An 18,357-nucleotide genomic window follows, 5' to 3' on the forward strand; every position below is an offset into this window, starting at 1 on the left:
TTCCGATTAACGCTCGCACCCTCCGTATTACCGCGGCTGCTGGCACGGAGTTAGCCGGTGCTTCTTCTGTTGCTAACGTCAAGAGATGCCGCTATTAACGACACCCCCTTCCTCACAACTGAAAGTACTTTACAACCCGAAGGCCTTCTTCATACACGCGGCATGGCTGCATCAGGCTTTCGCCCATTGTGCAATATTCCCCACTGCTGCCTCCCGTAGGAGTCTGGACCGTGTCTCAGTTCCAGTGTGGCTGATCATCCTCTCAGACCAGCTAGGGATCGTCGCCTTGGTGAGCCATTACCTCACCAACTAGCTAATCCCACCTAGGCATATCTTGACGCAAGAGGCCCGAAGGTCCCCCTCTTTGGCCCGTAGGCATTATGCGGTATTAGCCATCGTTTCCAATGGTTATCCCCCACATCAAGGCAATTTCCTAGGCATTACTCACCCGTCCGCCGCTCGACGCCGTTATCGTTCCCCGAAGGTTCAGATAACTCGTTTCCGCTCGACTTGCATGTGTTAGGCCTGCCGCCAGCGTTCAATCTGAGCCATGATCAAACTCTTCAATTTAAGATTTTGATGACTCAATGAATACTGATTACATTCCCCATTCGTTTTAGCAAAAAGCTTACGAATAGTGACTGTGAATTGACTGTGCTCTTATTGGTTTTCACTTTAAAAGTAAAATCAAACAGCTCAAGGCTGTACCAATTTGAATTGGTCACTCAGTTCATTGAAATCAAGTTGAAACCTAAGTTTCACATTTGCCTTTGCTTTTAAAAAGCGAAAACAAACTTGGTGATATTCATCAACGAGTGCCCACACAGATTGATAGGTTTAAATTGTTAAAGAACTTAACTTCTCAAGCATTCCTTTTAGTAAAGGTCCTCTCAAAGCGGACGGCCATTCTAGCGAATTGGGATTCAGTGTCAAACACTTTTTCCTGCTAATTTTTCAAGCATCTTAAATGCTTATTTGCCGCTTCGTTGTTTGGTTAAAACCACTTGGTTATCCCTAACAACGGAGACGCATTATAGAGAGAATAATCTTGTGCACAAGGCTTAAAGCGAAAAAAAGCCGTCACTAGCGACAGTTCGAATAGTATTTATACAAAGCGTTCAAAATAGGTACGATTTGGCCTAAATTTAGCAAATCGTACCTATAGTTTCTGCCCTAATTACTGATGAGCAATAATTCTGTCGTTATTAACTAATAGCTGCACTTTTTTGTCCGGGTTAATTTTTCCGGCAAGTATCGCTTTCGCTAATGGGTTCTCGACACTTTGTTGGATCGCTCGTTTTAGAGGTCTTGCTCCATATACTGGATCAAAGCCAACTTGAGAAATTAGCTTCAGCGCTTTTTCTGATACCTCAAGTTCATATCCATTCTCCTCCATTCGCTTGCTCAAATGTTGAAGCTGAATAGAAGCAATTGATTGAATGTGCTCTTGACCTAATGGGTGGAACACCACGCTTTCATCAACACGGTTCAAAAACTCTGGTCGAAAATGTTTACCGACAACTTCCATTACTTCATTTTTAATACCTTGGTAATCAAGCGTATTGAAGTTTTCTTGGATTCTTGAAGAGCCCAAGTTCGATGTCATGATCACGACCGTATTTCTGAAGTCGACCGTACGACCTTGTCCGTCGGTAAGGCGTCCGTCATCAAGAACCTGAAGTAAAATATTGAAAACATCTGGGTGTGCTTTCTCAATTTCATCTAACAAGATTACTGAATATGGTTTGCGGCGCACTGCTTCAGTTAAATAACCGCCCTCTTCGTAACCGACATAACCCGGAGGCGCGCCAACTAAACGAGCAACAGAGTGTTTCTCCATAAATTCAGACATGTCGATACGTACCATTGCATCATCACTATCAAACATGAAGTTAGCGAGCGTTTTACAAAGCTCCGTTTTGCCTACCCCTGTAGGACCAAGGAATAGGAAAGAACCAATTGGCTTATTCGGATCCGATAAACCAGCTCTGCTACGACGAATCGCATTCGAAACCACCTCTACCGCTTCACCTTGGGCAATAACGCGCTTATGCAGAACACCTTCCATTTTTAGAAGCTTCTCTTTTTCCGCTTCTAACATTTTGGAAACCGGAATCCCTGTTTGCTTTGATAGAACATCGGCAATTTCTGCGTCAGTAACCTTATTACGTAGTAAAGTCATCTCTTGCATTTCAGCTTGAGTAGCAAGATCTAGCTGCTTCTCCAACTCTGGGATACGACCATATTGCAGTTCAGACATTCGATTTAGATCACCAGCACGTCTTGCAAAGTCCATATCCATGCGAGCTTGTTCTAGCTCTGATTTGATATGTTGCGTGCCAGACAGTGCTGCTTTCTCAGCGTTCCACACTTCTTCAAGTTCAGCAAAGTCACGCTCTTTATCAGAAAGCTCCGTTTGTAAGGTACGAAGACGCTTTTCACTAGCATCATCATTTTCGTTGGTCAACGCTTGCTGTTCGATCTTAAGCTGAATGATCTTACGCTCGAGTTTATCCAGAGATTCAGGTTTTGAATCAATCTGCATACGGATACTCGATGCGGCTTCATCGATAAGATCAATTGCTTTATCTGGCAGTTGACGGTCAGAAACGTATCGATGAGATAGTGTTGCTGCAGCGACAATGGCAGGGTCAGTAATTTCTACATGATGGTGAAGTTCATAACGCTCTTTCAAACCACGAAGAATCGCCACCGTGTCTTCAACCGTTGGTTCATCGACAAGCACTTTTTGGAAGCGGCGCTCTAACGCTGGATCTTTCTCTATATATTGACGATATTCATCAAGGGTCGTTGCGCCAACGCAGTGAAGTTCACCACGAGCTAATGCTGGTTTCAGCATGTTACCCGCATCCATAGAGCCTTCACCTTTACCAGCGCCGACCATGGTATGAATTTCATCGATGAAGAGAATGATATTGCCCTCTTCTTTAGACAATTCATTGAGAACTGACTTCAAACGCTCTTCAAATTCACCACGGTATTTAGCACCGGCCACCAAAGCGCCCATGTCTAATGAAAGTACGCGTCGGCCTCTTAAACCTTCCGGCACTTCATTGTTAATAATGCGCTGAGCCAAACCTTCAACGATAGCTGTCTTACCAACACCAGGTTCACCGATAATGACTGGGTTGTTCTTAGTACGACGCTGAAGTACTTGGATAGTACGGCGGATTTCATCATCTCGACCGATAACAGGATCGAGCTTGCCTTGCTCCGCTCTTTCAGTCAGATCGATGGTGAACTTCTCTAACGCTTGGCGTCGGTCTTCTGCATTTGGGTCATCAACTTTTTGACCGCCACGAACCTGCTCGATAGCTTGAGATAATTTTTGTTCAGTTAGACCTAGCTCTTTAAGCAGGTTACCTAAAGGACCTTTATCTTCAATTGCGGCAAGTAGGAAGACTTCCGAAGAAATGTATGTGTCTTGGCGCTTTTGTGCCACTTTGTCACATAGGTTGAACAGAGTACCCATTGCATTCGACAGTTGAACATCACCACCGATACCACTTACTTTCGGTACACGGTCTAATATTTCGCTTAGCTTTGAACGAAGCTGAACCACATCAATATTCAACATGGTAAGCAATGGACGAATCGCACTACCATCTTGATTTAATAGCGACACCATTAGGTGTACAGGCTCTATATATTGGTGATCACGACCTAATGCGAGCGACTGAGCATCAGATATCGCAATTTGAAATTTACTAGTGAATCGATCGAGACGCATGCCAACCTTCCTACTCTTAGATATGTTTATCTTATGGTTAGAAGATGGATACGGTAACGCGGATTTTCAAGGGATAGGAATGAAGAATAGAGTTTATATAAAAATATAATTGTGCTGGATAAAAGCGGACACTGACTAAACGTTACTCTAGCCAAATAAAGGTAGCCTGACGGCCAGTAACGCCATCTCGACGATAAGAATAGAAAGCCTCAGAATCGGCAAAAGTACAAAGGTTCGAATCCGTCACTTGCGAAACACCCACTTTAGCCAGTCGCTGTGTTGCAAGTTGAGACATATTCGCTAACCATTTGCCAGGTTCAATTTTCGCTTTAAATGCAAGCTTGGCTTGAGGGTCAAAACTAACGAAAGCTTCTAACACATCATCACCAACCTCAAAGGCTTGTTTTCCAATAGCAGGGCCAAGCCAAGCTATGATCTGGTTATCAGAACTGAGATTGGCAAACTTTGCAACTGAATTTTCAAGAATACCACCAGCAAGACCACGCCATCCGGCATGAACCGCAGCAACTTGAGTACCTTTGGTATCCGTGAGGATCACTGGTAGACAATCCGCCGTCATCGCTGAACAAACCACCCCTCTAGCAGTGGTGAAAGCTCCATCAGCATCGAGAACATTGGTTGTTGGCTCTAAAACCGTAACTACATCAGTAGAATGTGTTTGGTTGAGCCATACCGGTGCTACGGGCATGTTAGCGTGTTGCGTAAGCCATATTCGATTACGTTCAACCAGTGAAGCATCATCCCCAACATGCATACCGAGGTTTAGCCCTTGATATAAATCAGCAGAAAAACCACCAACACGCGTCGAAGCAAAAGCCTTGACGTTACTTGGTGCATTCCAGTTAGGGATGATCATCGACATAATTAAATGTCTTCTTCTAGGTTATCGAGAGCATCAACGCGCAGAGCTTCAGCCATCACTACCATGTCATTTGGCACAGGTGCGTGGAATTCAACTTCTTCGCCCGTGATTGGGTGAACAAATTTAAGCATAACCGCGTGTAGTGCTTGACGATCAAAAGCACGAATCATCTTCGTTAACTCTTCTGATGCACCTTTTGGAATACGTGCACGACCACCGTAGGCAATATCACCTAGCAGTGGATGCTGAAGGTAAGACATATGTACACGGATTTGGTGAGTACGACCCGTTTCTAGACGTAGGCGAATACGTGTATGTTCACGGAAGTGCTCTGCAACGCGGTAGTGAGTTACCGCTGGTTTGCCCGTTTCATTCACAGCCATCAAAGTACGCTTGGTTGCGTGGCGGCTAATGCCTTTTTCTACCATGCCACCAGCGGTCATTTTACCAATAGCAATCGCTTCGTATTCACGAGTAATACGACGCTTAGCCAATGCACGTACAAGGCGAGTCTGTGCTGGTACTGTTTTAGCAACAACCATAAGACCTGTCGTGTCTTTATCGAGACGGTGAACAATACCTGCGCGAGGTACTTCAGCGATTTGTGGGTAGTGGTGCAGTAACGCGTTTAGCACGGTTCCATCCGGCGTACCTGCTCCTGGGTGAACAACAAAATCACGTGGCTTGTTAATAACCAATAGATGTTCATCTTCAAAGACAATGTCTAGAGGAATGTCTTGTGCTTCCCAGCGCTCTTCATCTTCAAGTTCAGCTTGTAAGATGATCTCCTCTCCGCCCATAACCTTAACGCGTGGCTTAGTAATAACTTCGCCATCCACTTGGACTTTGCCGTCAAGAAGCCACTCTTTAATACGAGAGCGGGAAAAATCGGTAAATAGTTCAGCGACAGCTTGGTCTAAACGTTGACCTAACTGGCTGCTTTTTACTGTGTCTGTTAATGTGATCTGCTGAGCCATATCGAACTTTTTTAAAAACCGTGAGACTAATACCCATTAGTATGGATAAAATAGAATAATTGCATCATTGTATCTGTTACTGGTTAGAAAGTAACGGAAGCTTACGAAATATTTAATTCAAGGAATCGACGCCTGACATGAAACACCTTACTTTAGCGGGTCTATTAGCCGTATCACTCTTGGCTGGTTGTTCAAGTACCGAAGAGATAGTGCCAGATGTACCGCCATCGGTTCTCTACTCTGAGGCGCAAGAATCGCTGCAAAGTGGTAGCTGGCTTTCTGCCATTGAAAAGCTAGAAGCCCTAGACTCTCGTTACCCTTTCGGCGCCTATTCTGAACAAGTACAGCTAGACCTGATTTACGCTTACTACAAAAATGATGACCTAGCGCTTGGCCTAGCGACCATTTCACGTTTCTTGCGTTTAAACCCAACTCACGAAAAACAAGACTGGGTTCTTTACATGCGCGGCCTAACGCACATGGCACAAGACAGAAACTTTATGCACGATATTTTTAATATCGACCGTAGCGACCGAGATCCTGAGCCAGTAAAACTTGCTTTTGCTGATTTCAAACGACTACTAGAGCGCTTCCCAGCAAGCCCTTACGCAGAAGATGCACAAAAACGCATGTTCGCACTTAAAAATCGTTTGGCAGATTACGACCTAGCAACGGCAGATTTCTATCTGCGTCGTGAAGCTTGGATCGCTGCAATCAATAGAACGCAAGAATTGCAAAAGACTTACCCAGATACCATAGCTGCGCGTAAGTCTCTTAAAATTCAGCTAGAGGCCTACAAACAGCTTGGTCTTGAGGACGCAATTCAAAGAACAGAAGCCTTGATTGAGCTAAACCCACTACCTTAGCCAACCATTCCGTTCATGACTAAAAAAGCGCGCTAATTTACTAGCGCGCTTTTTTTAAACCCATTCCACGAACTTGATGAATTACACAATACAAAGTACCTTTAATGAATAACTTTTGACAAAACATCAACATGGAGTGTGGGTGTGAGTAGGTTATTATTATTTATCGGGATTGTACTACTTAGTCAATTTTCCCACGCATTAGAACTCTCACCATTAAGCAATAAACCTTACATGGGAGACCTTGATGTGCTCAAAACCAAAGGTACAGTGAGAGTACTCGTCTCTGCGGACCTAGGCTTCTATTATATAGAAGACGGCAAGCCCAAAGGCATTGTTGCCGAGATGCTTTACCATTTCGAAAAAAGTCTTCGTAAGAAGCACCCTTACCTGAACGTTCAAATTATTCCTGTGCAGCGGGATGACCTGCTCCCCTCTTTACAGTCAGGCTATGGCGATGTTGCTGTTGCAAACCTGACCGTCACCGATAAACGATTAAAGGTGATCGACTTTTCAGACCCTTTGATTAAAGACGGAAAAGAACTCATTATCACAGGCAAAAATTCCGGACCGATCACCGAGATCAAGCAACTCAGTGGTAAGGAAGTATGGATTCGGGCCAGCTCTAGTTACTTCGAAAGCGTGCAAAGAGTAAATAAAGAACTCAACGAACTGAGTTTGCCTCCGCTGCATGTCCACTTCATCGAAGAGTCATTGCAAGACTATGAACTGATCGAACTCGTTAACCAAGGCTATATACAAGGTACGATTCTAGACAGCCACAAAGCGAAACTCTGGATCGATGTGATGGAAAACATTCAAGTCCATCACGACTTACCCTTGCGCGAAAATGGTCAAATAGCGTGGGCGTTAAGAAAAGACAGCCCTCAGCTAAAGAAAGAGATAAACAAATACGTTAAGACGGCTCGAACAGGTACCCTGCTTGGAAACGTTATCTATAAAAAATACATCGATAATACTCGTTGGTTAGGTCGGGCACTCAACCCGAACAAAGTTGACCGCGTTGCTAAACTGGCTGATGTGTTTGAAAAGTATTCGAGTAAGTATGAATTCGATCCTTTGATGATGTCTGCACAAGGCTTCCAAGAGTCTGGTCTGGATCAGAGCAGAGTCTCCCACCGAGGTGCTATCGGAGTAATGCAGGTTCTACCTAGCACCGCGAGAGACAAAAACGTCAACATCAAGAATATCCATATCGTCGATAACAACATTCATGCTGGCGTAAAGTACATGCGCTTCATTAAAGATAGATATTTTGATGACCCAGCCATTACCCCAGATAACCAGCTTTACTTTACTCTAGCCTCCTATAACGCGGGCCCTGCTAAGATCAGAAAGATGAGGAACCTTGCGAAGAAAAAAGGTTACAACCCAAACATTTGGTTTAAAAACGTAGAGATCATTACACGTAAATACGTCAGTGAAGAGCCTGTCACCTACGTTGCCAATATCAATCGCTACTTCGTCATATATAAACAGCTAGAAGCAATCAATGCGATTAGAGAGAACGGCACAGCGAGATTGCTCAAAACAAATGATTAGAACGGCTTAAGACTTAAATCAGACAAGAAAGACATTGAGTAAAGTCAAAAACACAAAAGCCGCATAAGCAAAATTATGCGGATTTTGTTTATCTAATTTTGAGGAAGCTTACCTAGCGATATGTGTCACGTGCTCTAGATCACAAAATACTTTTGGATAAATATCCATCAAACACTTTCTGTAAGCTGTAAGACTCCCCTAAAAACTGATTTAATTTTTAGCGAAACCTTGCCTTAAACTTATCGTTTTTCATAAAGATAACAAGCATTTTTCGCCAAAAAGATATCAAGACTTGCGTAAGATCACATTTGATTTTACTGCTCTTTCCACCCAACCAAAACAAGATCCAGATCACATTATCAATTCCCAAAAGTCGTAATCTGAAGTTAACCCATGAGGGATACAACAGAGGAAAACTTCTATGAAAATGAACATCACTGGTAAAAACATCGACATCACCTCTGCAATCCGTGATCACATAGAAATCAAATTTAAAAAGCTAGATAAATGGCAAGTAGACATCATTGGTTGCCAAGCGAGCTTTAGTGAAGAGCCAAACAAGAAGAAGAAATTTGAAGCGGTAATCACTGTACCAAAAGGACAACTTGTAGCTTCATCAATCCATGACGATCTCTACGTTGCTATCAACGAAGTAGAACAAAAACTAGAGCGTCAACTCAACAAGCTACGCCATAAACCAGAAGCGCGCCGTGCTGAAAAACCTGAAATCGAAGAGCTAGAAGCTGAAGTAGAATAAGGAAAGATAACAGATTAAAAAATAGCGCCTCAGGGCGCTATTTTTTTGCTTGACGCTCGTAGCTCGCTTGCTTATTGTGTTTAAACATTCATAAAACAATCACTTTTTATGCAAACTCAATCTTTGTTTATTTTTGACTTCTTTTTTCTTCCGTAAATCGGAGGCTAAGTCGTTTTAGAAAAACAAGTCAAAAACGAACAAGAAGCCTCCCAAACTAGGGAGGCTTTTTTATAAGGACACATTTATGACTGACCGCTCAATTTCACTGGATGATATCCGCCTTCGTCTTAACGATTTAGATGACGAACTACTGAAACTACTTTCAGAACGTCGCAAGCTAAGTATCGAAGTTGCTAAAAGCAAGGTAGAGACATCAAAGCCAGTTCGTGATGCAGTAAGAGAACAACAACTGTTGGTTAAACTGATTAACAACGGTAAAGACAAATACGAATTGGATGCTCAGTACATTACTAAGCTGTTTCACACCATCATTGAAGATTCAGTTCTACTGCAGCAGTCATACTTACAAAATCTCGCAAATCCACAAAGCCGTAAGCCTTTGGCTCGCGTGGCATTCTTGGGTTCTAAAGGCTCTTATTCACACCTTGCAAGCCGCGAGTATTTCAGCCGTAAGAATATGGAGTTGATTGAGCTAAACTGTAGCCATTTCAAAGAAGTTGCCTCTACAGTTGAGTCGGGACATGCTGATTACGGCGTATTGCCGATTGAGAACACAAGCTCAGGTTCTATTAACGAAGTATACGACTTGCTTCAACATACGACGCTTTATATCGTAGGTGAGCTATCTCAACCCATTGAGCACTGCCTAGTTGCTAAAAATGATATCCGTTTAGAAGACATCAAAACCCTCTATTCGCACCCACAACCTCATCAGCAATGTAGTGAGTTCTTGAGCCGACTTAAAGATGTCACCCTTGAATCTTGTGCCAGCACAGCTGACGCAATGAAGAAGGTAAAAGACTTGGACGGTGATGATGTCGCAGCGATTGGTAACGCATCGAGCGGTAAGCTTTACGGGCTTCAACCAATTCAAGGTAACATTGCAAATCAAACAGAGAACCACACGCGTTTCATCGTGGTAGCACGAAAGCCAGTTGAAGTATCAACGCAAATCCCAGCGAAGACGACACTAATTATGTCGACTTCACAAGAGGCTGGTTCATTAGTAGAGACTCTACTGATTCTGCAACGCTTAGGTATCAACATGACTAAGCTAGAGTCTCGTCCGATTATGGGTAACCCTTGGGAAGAGATGTTCTATGTAGACTTAGAAGCACATCTAGACTCGGATAATATGCAGCAAGCGATCACCGAGTTGACGGCCATTACTCGCCACTTAAAAGTCCTTGGTTGCTACCCAAGCGAAAACATCAAAGCGACTCAGGTTAAGCTGTCATAGCCGAAAATAAATAACGCTTTCAGCTAACATAAATATTTGGCCTATGGTAGGCCAAATACTTGAAACTGATTTATCGTTCTACACAACCTCCCCTCTAAGTGGCCCTACGCTTTTCTAATAGAAAACCCATTATTATCTTTTTTTGTCAATAAAGACAAAACCTTACCGCCTTCACAGGAAAGCACCGTACAACGTGTAATTAATAGCGAGCTCACTCCAAGTAACATAAACTTACGCGCTCAAATTTATAAACCATGTTGTGAATAGCCATGAAGCTAAGTACGAAAATATTACTTCTGATTGCACCCGTAATACTGATAAGTACTGCGGCTTCCAGCTATATCATCTACTCGACTCAAAAAAACAGTTTCATTAAACGCGAAGATAACGCTCTGCAATTAAGTATGGAAAAACTGGCCGGGCACTTTCGCCAGTCACGCTCTTTTCTTAATAGCTATTCTTATGCGCTCACTAAAAGTGACATGATTAAACGCTTCTTCTTGGCCGAAGAGAACCCTAGCCAAGAGCTCGCACTCATCGATGATCTACACGAGACGATAAAGTTATTACAAGATGGCGACGATAGCTTTACGGGCCTAGCTCTTCTCGACGGCGATGGTACCGTCAGCTACTACGCCGAAAATAGCCGTGACCCCTTTGCAGAGATGGACCCGAAGGTTTTAGAGTTTGTAGATCGACAGTATCAAGAAAAACACGTAACTTCACGAACTGACTACATCCAAAACTCGCAGGGCGAAGGGGTGCTTGTTCACTATGAAGTACTTGATAAAAAAAGTGTTTTGGCCCCGATAAGCGAACAGATCGATGATGTATTTTTTCTAGTCGTTTCGGTCTCTCTCGATAAGTTTAATTCACTGCGAAAACAGATAGAGTTTGACTACCAAACCAGTCTTTTCTTTACCGATGAACCGATAACTCTTGGGCATGGTTTAACTCAGTCTGTGAAGCTGGGGCCTGAACTTTACGCTACCCTCGACCCGGCTCAATTTTTGTTGGACAACAAACTCAAATCCATCTGGAATGAGCTCAGCTTGTCGTTTGCTCTGTCTGCCTTTGTCAGTGTGGGCTTATTGCTCATGCTTTTATCCCGCTGTGTGATTAATCCAATCACGCACTTGGATAAGCAGCTGCAACAGGTCGAAAAAAAGCAAAGAAAAAACATTGAGCGCTTGGGTACTAATGATGAATTAGGCCGCTTATCACAACGCTTTTACGACATGTATCAAGAGCTCGATAACACCTACCAGCAAACCAAAGTTTTGGCAGAAAATGACCAACTGACCCAGATCCCCAACCGACTGCAATTTCAGTCGTTTGTTCAGCAATCTCTGCCAGATCCTGACTCGAAAACCAATACCTGGGTGCTCTATCTCGACTTAGACAACTTCAAATTTGTGAACGACAAATACGGACACCAAATTGGGGACTCGATTCTCGTCTCCTTTGCTGCGCGCATCACAAAACTCTGTAGTGAATATCAAGAAAGAGACAACGCTCACTGCATGCCTGCGCGCTTGTCGGGCGATGAATTCGTTATCTATATCAATGCCCCAGCGAATGCCGATAATATTGCGCATCAGCTCTCTAAAAAGTTACTCGCTCCGCTACAAAAAGGGTTTATCACCGACTCAGGAAGCTTTCCAATCACAGTGAGTATTGGTATCGCGACCTATCCAAATGATGGGTATACCATCGAGAAACTACTCTCAAACGCTGATACCGCCATGTACCAAGCGAAACATGCAGGTAAGAATCAGTTCGCGGATTACTCGTTAGACTTGGATAAAACCATTCAACGTCAAGCCAATATTGAACGAGCTCTGAGAGATCAGAACTTTGATGAAGAGTTTAAACTCGTTTACATGCCATATATGGATGCTGCAGGAAACCAAGTGATAGGGGTTGAAGTGCTGCTACGCTGGGAGTCAGAACAGCTTGGTACAGTTGCTCCCAATGAGTTTATTCCAATTGCTGAGCAAACCGGGCTGTTCGAACTCGTCGATCGCTGGGTTATCGAGAATGCCTTTGCTTCTTTCCATCAGCTTCAGGCTCAATTTGATCACTCAATTCAGCTGTCCATCAACCTATCTTCGGCTGCTATAGAGACTACGCACCTCGCAGATTTCATTGAGCAACATGCCAAGATTAATGGCATTCCACCAAGCTTGATTGATTTTGAAATCACAGAGACCTTCTATTCAAATTCACATGGCTTTCCGCTACTCAACGAACTCGCTCGAATGGGCTACCGATTAGCTATTGATGATTTTGGTTCGGGCTACACATCCATCACTCAATTAGTTGAGTACCCGACGCAAAAAATCAAATTGGATAAAGGTTTCTTGGAAGCCTTGATCGAAACAGATAATCAGAACATAGTTAAACCCGTGATCGGACTGTGTCACGCGCAAGGTAAAACCGTGACTGCTGAAGGTATCGAAACCAAAGAAATGCACCAATGGCTTCAAGACGCACATTGCGACATGCTGCAAGGTTTCTACTTTGGTAAGCCTATGCCTCTCAATGAGCTGAGTGACTGGTATCAAGAACACCAACAGCAATTTAAGCAGCAACAGAACGATTAACACGTACCAACTGAATCAACCGACTATAAGAATCGAACACATGAAATCTGTCATCATCGCCTCGCTAAACCCCGCTAAGATCAGTGCTGTCAAAAGTGCTTTTGTCTCTGCGTTTCCCAACACCGAGTTTGAGTTCACGGGGGTAAGTGTGCCAAGTGGTGTTGCCGATCAGCCGATGAGTAATAATGAGACCTATCAAGGTGCAGTGAACCGTGTGCACAATGCGACACAACAGCAACCTAATGCGGATTTCTATGTCGGGTTAGAAGCGGGAATCGAAGGCGGGGTTACCTTTGCTTGGATGGTGATTGAATCAAATGGTCAACGTGGAGAATCTCGCTCGGCAAGCCTGATGCTGCCACCAGCCGTTCTTGAAAAGCTACAGCACGCTAACGAACTTGGGGATGTGATGGATGAAGTGTTTGGTACAGACAATATCAAACAAAAAGGTGGAGCAATTGGTTTACTGACACATAACCAGCTTTCACGTAGCTCGGTCTATCACCAAGCGTTAATCTTAGCGCTGACCCCATTTGTAAATCCTGAGCATTTCTCAGCTTAGCCAATTGAGACTTCTAAAGCTATCTAGCAGCTCGATTGTAAGCTCTAGAAACTAAAAAAACGCTAACTATCCGCTAGCGTTTTTTCAATTCGCACTCTCGCTATTCAGTGATAGCTTAAGCCCAGTATTACTTAAGCAGCAGATCGGCAATAACCGCTTTCTCTTGTTCTGATTTTGCCTTGAGCTCATTAGAGCCTCTGGTGATGGTTGCCACGCCGACTCCCAGCATTTGGCTCACTTGCCTTTGAGACATTTCACCTTTCATTAGCTCACAAAAAATATTAATTCGAGCAACCAAAGCATCTCGCTCATCGGGCGTCATCATCATGGTCAACAACAGTTCATGCTGATCTTTCTCAACCGCAGTCTTAACTAAATCCATGAGTTGTTGCCAGTTATCATATTCAGGTTGTGATGCCATATCTCTACACTTACTTTTAAATTCAGACCTTAAAGAGTCGCTTATCGATTGAAAGCGTTTACCACTTTATACCGAAATACTGGATGTGATCCAATGTAAAAAAGCAGTAAGCGGAAATGGTTCGCACTCACTGCCTTCGATCGTCACTCAGTTTCCGGCCGTATCGGCCACTAGTATTTAGTTTTCACCTCATGGGGAGCCAAAAACTCACCCTGCTCACCCATGATGTCTCGATAGTAAGTCTCAAACATTAAAATGTTCTGAACGTATCCGCGTGTCTCTTTGAATGGAATCATCTCAATGAAAGCGAAGGCATCAAGCTTTTCATCACTGCGAGAACGCCACTGTTTCACACGGCTCGGACCAGCATTGTAGGCAGCAAAAGCAAAGATACGGTTGTTATCATATTGAGAGAGCAAGCCATCTAAGTAGTGGCTACCAATTTCGATATTCTTGCCGACATCGTAAAGATCATCGCTACCCTTGTACTTAATCTTGTGCTTGTTCGCCGTGTATTGTGCTGTCTGCGGCATAATTTGCATAACACCGCGAGCACCAACAGGAGAACGAGCTTCAGAGTCCATCGCGCTCTCTTGTCTTGCTAGAGACATCAAGGTGATTGGGTCAATATCATGCTTCTCTGCGTAGAAGTTAAACCACCACTTATGAGCGACCGGGAAACGCAATGCAATGTTATCCCACATTTTCGCTGAAATACTCGCAATCACAGTGAAGTGATTCCAACGCTGTGTCGCAGCGTAAGCGGCAAGCATCTCTTTTTGCTCTTTATCTGCATTGGTCAGTAGCCAGCGCCATTCACTTTTGGCTGCTGCAATTTTATCGCGAGTGATAAGTTCATCGATACGAGTCAGCGAAGTACTAAAAGGCTTTACTGTTTCTGGGTTGTATTTCAACGTAGCGGTTGGATATTGAATCGGTTTACCTAACTGCTTTGCCGCCGCAACACTGTAGAAATTACGCTGACCTAAAATATCAGACAGACGTTGGTTACCCTTTTCAGTATCACCTGTTGCAATTTCAGCCCTGCCTAACCAGTATTGCCAACGCAATGACGCTTGGTGCTTGTCGTCTAGGCGGGCAATCCACTCTTTCAATCCAGTCCAATCGGCATGCTGAATAGCCAAACGGGCACGACGTTCGAGTAAGACTTGTTTCGACGAACTCGCCAACATATCATCTCGCCACTCCATCAACTCTTCAGAATCGGTATTGATCAAACGGAAAGTCAGGTAATCAGAGAGCTCTTGAGATTTCTCTTCAGAAAACTTCTGAACCTTGATGACCTCATCGAATACTTCTTGAGCACTAATAGCCGATTTTCGCGCGAGCTTCTCAAAAGCAAACTCCGTTTGAGCTCGATAAAACTCATTGGCTGGATGCTTCTTAGCGAATGTGAGCACGTTTTCAGGCTTGTTGTATAACGCCTTCATCTGCTTAGCTTGAGAAATTGACTCATCATGATCCAATTGCTTGATCAGATAGGTCATCAGCTTACCGTTACGCCCTTCAAACGCTAACAGCATACGCTCTAAAATCAGCTCATCGGTTCTTAAGCCAGCTTGATCCCAACTCTTAAATAGCGGGTCGCAAGCGTCATCAACACCATCGCCGCTCAACCAAAGCTGCTTCGCTCCTTTAAAAGCCAGTTCTTGATTACCTTGCTCATAGTTCGCTCGGTAATAGATGCATTGGTACTTTTCACCCACCGGCTCTTTGGTCTGAAACTCAAGGATGGTTTGCCATTGTTTTCTAGAAGCCAGCATATCTAAATATGGTGCTCGCATACGATTAGAAAATGGCAGGGCTTTGTTCTCTTCAATAAATGCATCCACTTCAGCTGGAGTGCGATCACCAAGACCGATAAGAAAAGCACGATAATCAGTGTAAGGCGTGAGAGGGTATGTTTGAATTTTGCTGCGCAGTGCTGAATAAGCTTTTAGATCACGGCTGTCTAAAACCTCTTGTGCTCTATCATAAACATCACGCTGCATTTCTAGCTCTGAGGCATTGCTAGCCATAGCCATTGGAGCTAGTGAAAATGAAGACAAAATTGCCGATGCAGCCACAGCAACCTTCGTATTACCAATTCGGAAAAACATTCGCTCTTTCCTTAGTGCGTGTATGAATACGTGAAATCTATTTACGCCCGACATCACATAAAATGTAAAGGAATTGAGTGTAAATATTATTAATATTTAACACTTCATCTAAGAAGCATATTAAATATAGTTTTAATAACCAATGTGACAATAGTAAGTAAGGATTCGTTCAAGAATGGCTTTTCTTTCCAAGGAGTAACATCTTTAGGAATATTGGTATAAAATAGCTAACAATTTTGAACAATAATTAGGATCGATCGGCAATGGCTGAATACGTATATACCATGTCTCGGGTGAGCAAAACTGTTCCACCTAAGCGTCAAATTCTTAAAGACATTTCTCTTAGCTTTTTTCCTGGCGCTAAAATCGGTGTTTTGGGTCTAAATGGTTCAGGTAAATCTACCCTACTACGTATAATGGCTGGTATTGATACTGATATCGATGGCGAAGCTCGTGCACAACAAGGCCTTAACGTAGGTTACCTACCTCAAGAGCCGGTACTAGACGAATCAAAAACGGTTCGCGAAATCGTAGAAGAAGCGGTTTCTGATGTTGCTGACGCACTTAAACGTATCGACGCAGTTTACGCGGCTTATGCTGAACCAGATGCAGATTTCGATGCACTAGCAAAAGAGCAAGGCGAACTAGAAGCACTTATCCAAGCAAAAGACGGTCACAACCTAGAGGCAGCTCTAGAGCGCGCGGCTGACGCACTTCGTCTTCCTGAATGGGATGCTAAAATTGAACACCTTTCTGGTGGTGAGCGTCGTCGTGTTGCTATCTGTCGTCTACTTTTAGAGAAGCCAGACATGCTGCTTCTTGATGAACCAACGAACCACCTGGATGCAGAATCAGTTGCATGGCTTGAGCACTTCCTAGTGGACTACAGCGGTACTGTTGTGGCGATTACCCACGACCGTTACTTCCTAGATAATGCTGCTGGTTGGATTCTAGAACTGGACCGTGGTGAAGGTATCCCATGGCAAGGTAACTACACTTCTTGGTTAGAGCAAAAAGATGAGCGTCTAAAGCAAGAGAAAGCTGGTGAAAGCGCACGTCAAAAGACCATCGAGAAAGAGCTTGAGTGGGTTCGTCAAAACCCTAAAGGTCGTCAAGCTAAATCTAAAGCTCGTATGGCTCGTTTTGAAGAACTGACGACTGGCCAATATCAGAAGCGTAACGAAACCAACGAACTGTTCATTCCGCCAGGTGAGCGCCTAGGTGACAAAGTTCTTGAAGTTAAGAACCTAACTAAGTCATACGGTGACCGCGTTCTTATCGATGACCTATCGTTCAGCATGCCTAAGGGTGCAATCGTAGGTATCGTAGGTGCCAACGGTGCGGGTAAATCAACATTATTCAAGATGCTAAGCGGCGCAGAACAACCAGACTCTGGTACGGTTGAACTGGGTGAAACCGTTAAGCTTGCTTCTGTTGATCAGTTCCGCGACAGCATGGACGACACTAAGACAGTATTCCAAGAGATCTCTGAAGGCGCTGATATCATTAAGATCAACAACTTCGAAATCCCAGCACGTGCATACTGTTCTCGTTTCAACTTCAAAGGCAACGACCAACAGAAGATCATCGGTGAGCTTTCTGGTGGTGAACGTAACCGTGTTCACTTAGCTAAGCTACTGAAAGCTGGCGGTAACGTTCTGCTACTCGATGAGCCTACCAACGACCTAGACGTTGAAACGCTACGTGCTCTTGAAGAAGCTCTGCTTGAGTTCCCTGGCTGTGCAATGGTTATCTCGCACGACCGTTGGTTCTTAGACCGCATTGCGACCCATATCTTAGACTACCGTGATGAAGGTCAAGTTAACTTCTACGAAGGTAACTATACTGAGTACACTGAGTGGCTGAAGAAGACTCTGGGCGCTCAAGCGGCAGAACCACACCGCATCAAGTACAAACGTATTGCTAAGTAAATAAGCTTGTATTTTGAACAAAGGCCGCGATAATAGCGGCCTTTGATATATCTGGCTTACGTATTGCGTGTAGGTATAGAGAGAATACTTATGATTGAAAGACGTCAATTTTCATGAGTTGTTTATCAAGTTCCGACTGAAATCTCACAAGAACAAATAAACGAATCAGGCTTAGTGCAAGACTTGTCTCTCCATGGTTTACTCATTCAATGCGATGAATTACAACGATTCAGCCAAGATAGCCCTGTTCACGTTAGCTTTAAGTTGGCCAACAGCGATATCAATATTCAGTTAGAAGCAACGATAGTCTCTACCATCAATACCTCAATGCGTTAACGCATAGAGCATTTAGATATTGATAGTACCAGCCATCTTAAGAGCCTTGTTGAGCTTAACGTTGGTGACGATGAACTGCTTTCTAGAGAGATTGAACACCTTACCGATTTAGGCGAGGAATAATGTCTCCATTACCCTTTTTCTATTAGAAGCATTTAGTTAAT

The 18,357-nt window shown here is 43.7% G+C and carries 11 protein-coding genes, 1 rRNA gene, 2 pseudogenes and 1 other annotated feature; of the genes and pseudogenes, 8 read left to right on the forward strand and 6 right to left on the reverse strand.

All coding sequences use genetic code 11. From position 1 onward, the window contains the following. The 4 genes from A3712_RS10210 to rluD all read right to left on the reverse strand — a co-directional run. Positions 1–570: ribosomal RNA gene (locus A3712_RS10210) — 16S ribosomal RNA — on the reverse strand; the annotation flags it as partial. Positions 571–1,177: 607 nt separating this feature from the next. After that, on the reverse strand, positions 1,178–3,751 hold the full coding sequence (gene clpB / locus A3712_RS10215; RefSeq protein ID WP_063523339.1) for an ATP-dependent chaperone ClpB: 2,574 nt from the start codon (positions 3,749–3,751) through the stop codon (positions 1,178–1,180). Between the two features lie 142 nt (positions 3,752–3,893). Next, on the reverse strand, positions 3,894–4,634 hold the full coding sequence (gene pgeF / locus A3712_RS10220) for a peptidoglycan editing factor PgeF (protein WP_063523340.1): 741 nt from the start codon (positions 4,632–4,634) through the stop codon (positions 3,894–3,896). A gap of 2 nt (positions 4,635–4,636) precedes the next feature. Then, positions 4,637–5,611: a 23S rRNA pseudouridine(1911/1915/1917) synthase RluD gene (rluD, locus tag A3712_RS10225; RefSeq protein WP_063523341.1), complete on the reverse strand. Its 975-nt coding sequence runs from the start codon at positions 5,609–5,611 to the stop codon at positions 4,637–4,639. A gap of 137 nt (positions 5,612–5,748) precedes the next feature. On the opposite strand from rluD, the gene A3712_RS10230 reads away from it, so the two are divergent. The 6 genes and pseudogenes from A3712_RS10230 to yjjX all read left to right on the forward strand — a co-directional run bounded on the left by A3712_RS10230 (position 5,749) and on the right by yjjX (position 13,385). After that, positions 5,749–6,477, forward strand: a complete 729-nt coding sequence (locus tag A3712_RS10230) for an outer membrane protein assembly factor BamD (protein WP_008221648.1) — start codon at positions 5,749–5,751, stop codon at positions 6,475–6,477. A 138-nt stretch (positions 6,478–6,615) separates the two neighbouring features. Continuing rightward, positions 6,616–8,040, forward strand: coding sequence for a lytic transglycosylase F (locus A3712_RS10235; protein ID WP_331710873.1), 1,425 nt, complete (start codon positions 6,616–6,618; stop codon positions 8,038–8,040). 421 nt (positions 8,041–8,461) lie between these two features. Further along, positions 8,462–8,797: a ribosome hibernation-promoting factor, HPF/YfiA family gene (gene hpf, locus A3712_RS10240; protein WP_063523343.1), complete on the forward strand. Its 336-nt coding sequence runs from the start codon at positions 8,462–8,464 to the stop codon at positions 8,795–8,797. A 110-nt stretch (positions 8,798–8,907) separates the two neighbouring features. Then, positions 8,908–9,029 (forward strand) — a sequence feature (Phe leader region). A gap of 12 nt (positions 9,030–9,041) precedes the next feature. Continuing rightward, positions 9,042–10,217, forward strand: coding sequence for a prephenate dehydratase (pheA, locus tag A3712_RS10245; RefSeq protein ID WP_004739491.1), 1,176 nt, complete (start codon positions 9,042–9,044; stop codon positions 10,215–10,217). Between the two features lie 269 nt (positions 10,218–10,486). Next, a pseudogene (locus A3712_RS10250) lies at positions 10,487–12,901 on the forward strand (putative bifunctional diguanylate cyclase/phosphodiesterase). Further along, positions 12,864–13,385 carry an inosine/xanthosine triphosphatase gene (gene yjjX, locus A3712_RS10255; RefSeq protein WP_063523345.1) on the forward strand — a complete coding sequence of 174 codons (522 nt, stop codon included), beginning with the start codon at positions 12,864–12,866 and terminating at the stop codon, positions 13,383–13,385. Before A3712_RS10250 ends, yjjX begins: the two are co-directional and overlap by 38 nt. 127 nt (positions 13,386–13,512) lie before the next feature. Here the strand turns inward: yjjX and trpR are convergent, their stop codons facing one another. Together trpR and sltY are read right to left on the reverse strand one after the other, a co-directional pair. After that, positions 13,513–13,806, reverse strand: a complete 294-nt coding sequence (trpR, locus tag A3712_RS10260; protein ID WP_004739494.1) for a trp operon repressor — start codon at positions 13,804–13,806, stop codon at positions 13,513–13,515. 170 nt (positions 13,807–13,976) lie between these two features. Further along, positions 13,977–15,926, reverse strand: coding sequence for a murein transglycosylase (gene sltY, locus A3712_RS10265; protein WP_063523346.1), 1,950 nt, complete (start codon positions 15,924–15,926; stop codon positions 13,977–13,979). Positions 15,927–16,189: 263 nt separating this feature from the next. Between sltY and ettA the strand changes: the two genes are divergently transcribed. Further along, on the forward strand, positions 16,190–17,857 hold the full coding sequence (gene ettA / locus A3712_RS10270; protein WP_004739497.1) for an energy-dependent translational throttle protein EttA: 1,668 nt from the start codon (positions 16,190–16,192) through the stop codon (positions 17,855–17,857). Between the two features lie 141 nt (positions 17,858–17,998). Further along, positions 17,999–18,316: pseudogene (locus A3712_RS26710) on the forward strand (PilZ domain-containing protein). The last annotated feature ends 41 nt before the right edge of the window (positions 18,317–18,357 follow it).

The organism is Vibrio sp. HI00D65, from assembly GCF_001635455.1.
Lineage (GTDB): Bacteria > Pseudomonadota > Gammaproteobacteria > Enterobacterales > Vibrionaceae > Vibrio.

Bases quoted from the DNA above. Each gene is read 5' to 3' on its own strand.
- clpB (WP_063523339.1), bottom strand. From the start codon at position 3,751: ATGCGTCTCGATCGATTCACTAGTAAATTTCAAATTGCGATATCTGAT.
- pgeF (WP_063523340.1), bottom strand. From the start codon at position 4,634: ATGTCGATGATCATCCCTAACTGGAATGCACCAAGTAACGTCAAGGCT.
- rluD (WP_063523341.1), bottom strand. From the start codon at position 5,611: ATGGCTCAGCAGATCACATTAACAGACACAGTAAAAAGCAGCCAGTTA.
- A3712_RS10230 (WP_008221648.1), top strand. From the start codon at position 5,749: ATGAAACACCTTACTTTAGCGGGTCTATTAGCCGTATCACTCTTGGCT.
- hpf (WP_063523343.1), top strand. From the start codon at position 8,462: ATGAAAATGAACATCACTGGTAAAAACATCGACATCACCTCTGCAATC.
- pheA (WP_004739491.1), top strand. From the start codon at position 9,042: ATGACTGACCGCTCAATTTCACTGGATGATATCCGCCTTCGTCTTAAC.
- yjjX (WP_063523345.1), top strand. From the start codon at position 12,864: ATGAAATCTGTCATCATCGCCTCGCTAAACCCCGCTAAGATCAGTGCT.
- trpR (WP_004739494.1), bottom strand. From the start codon at position 13,806: ATGGCATCACAACCTGAATATGATAACTGGCAACAACTCATGGATTTA.
- sltY (WP_063523346.1), bottom strand. From the start codon at position 15,926: ATGTTTTTCCGAATTGGTAATACGAAGGTTGCTGTGGCTGCATCGGCA.
- ettA (WP_004739497.1), top strand. From the start codon at position 16,190: ATGGCTGAATACGTATATACCATGTCTCGGGTGAGCAAAACTGTTCCA.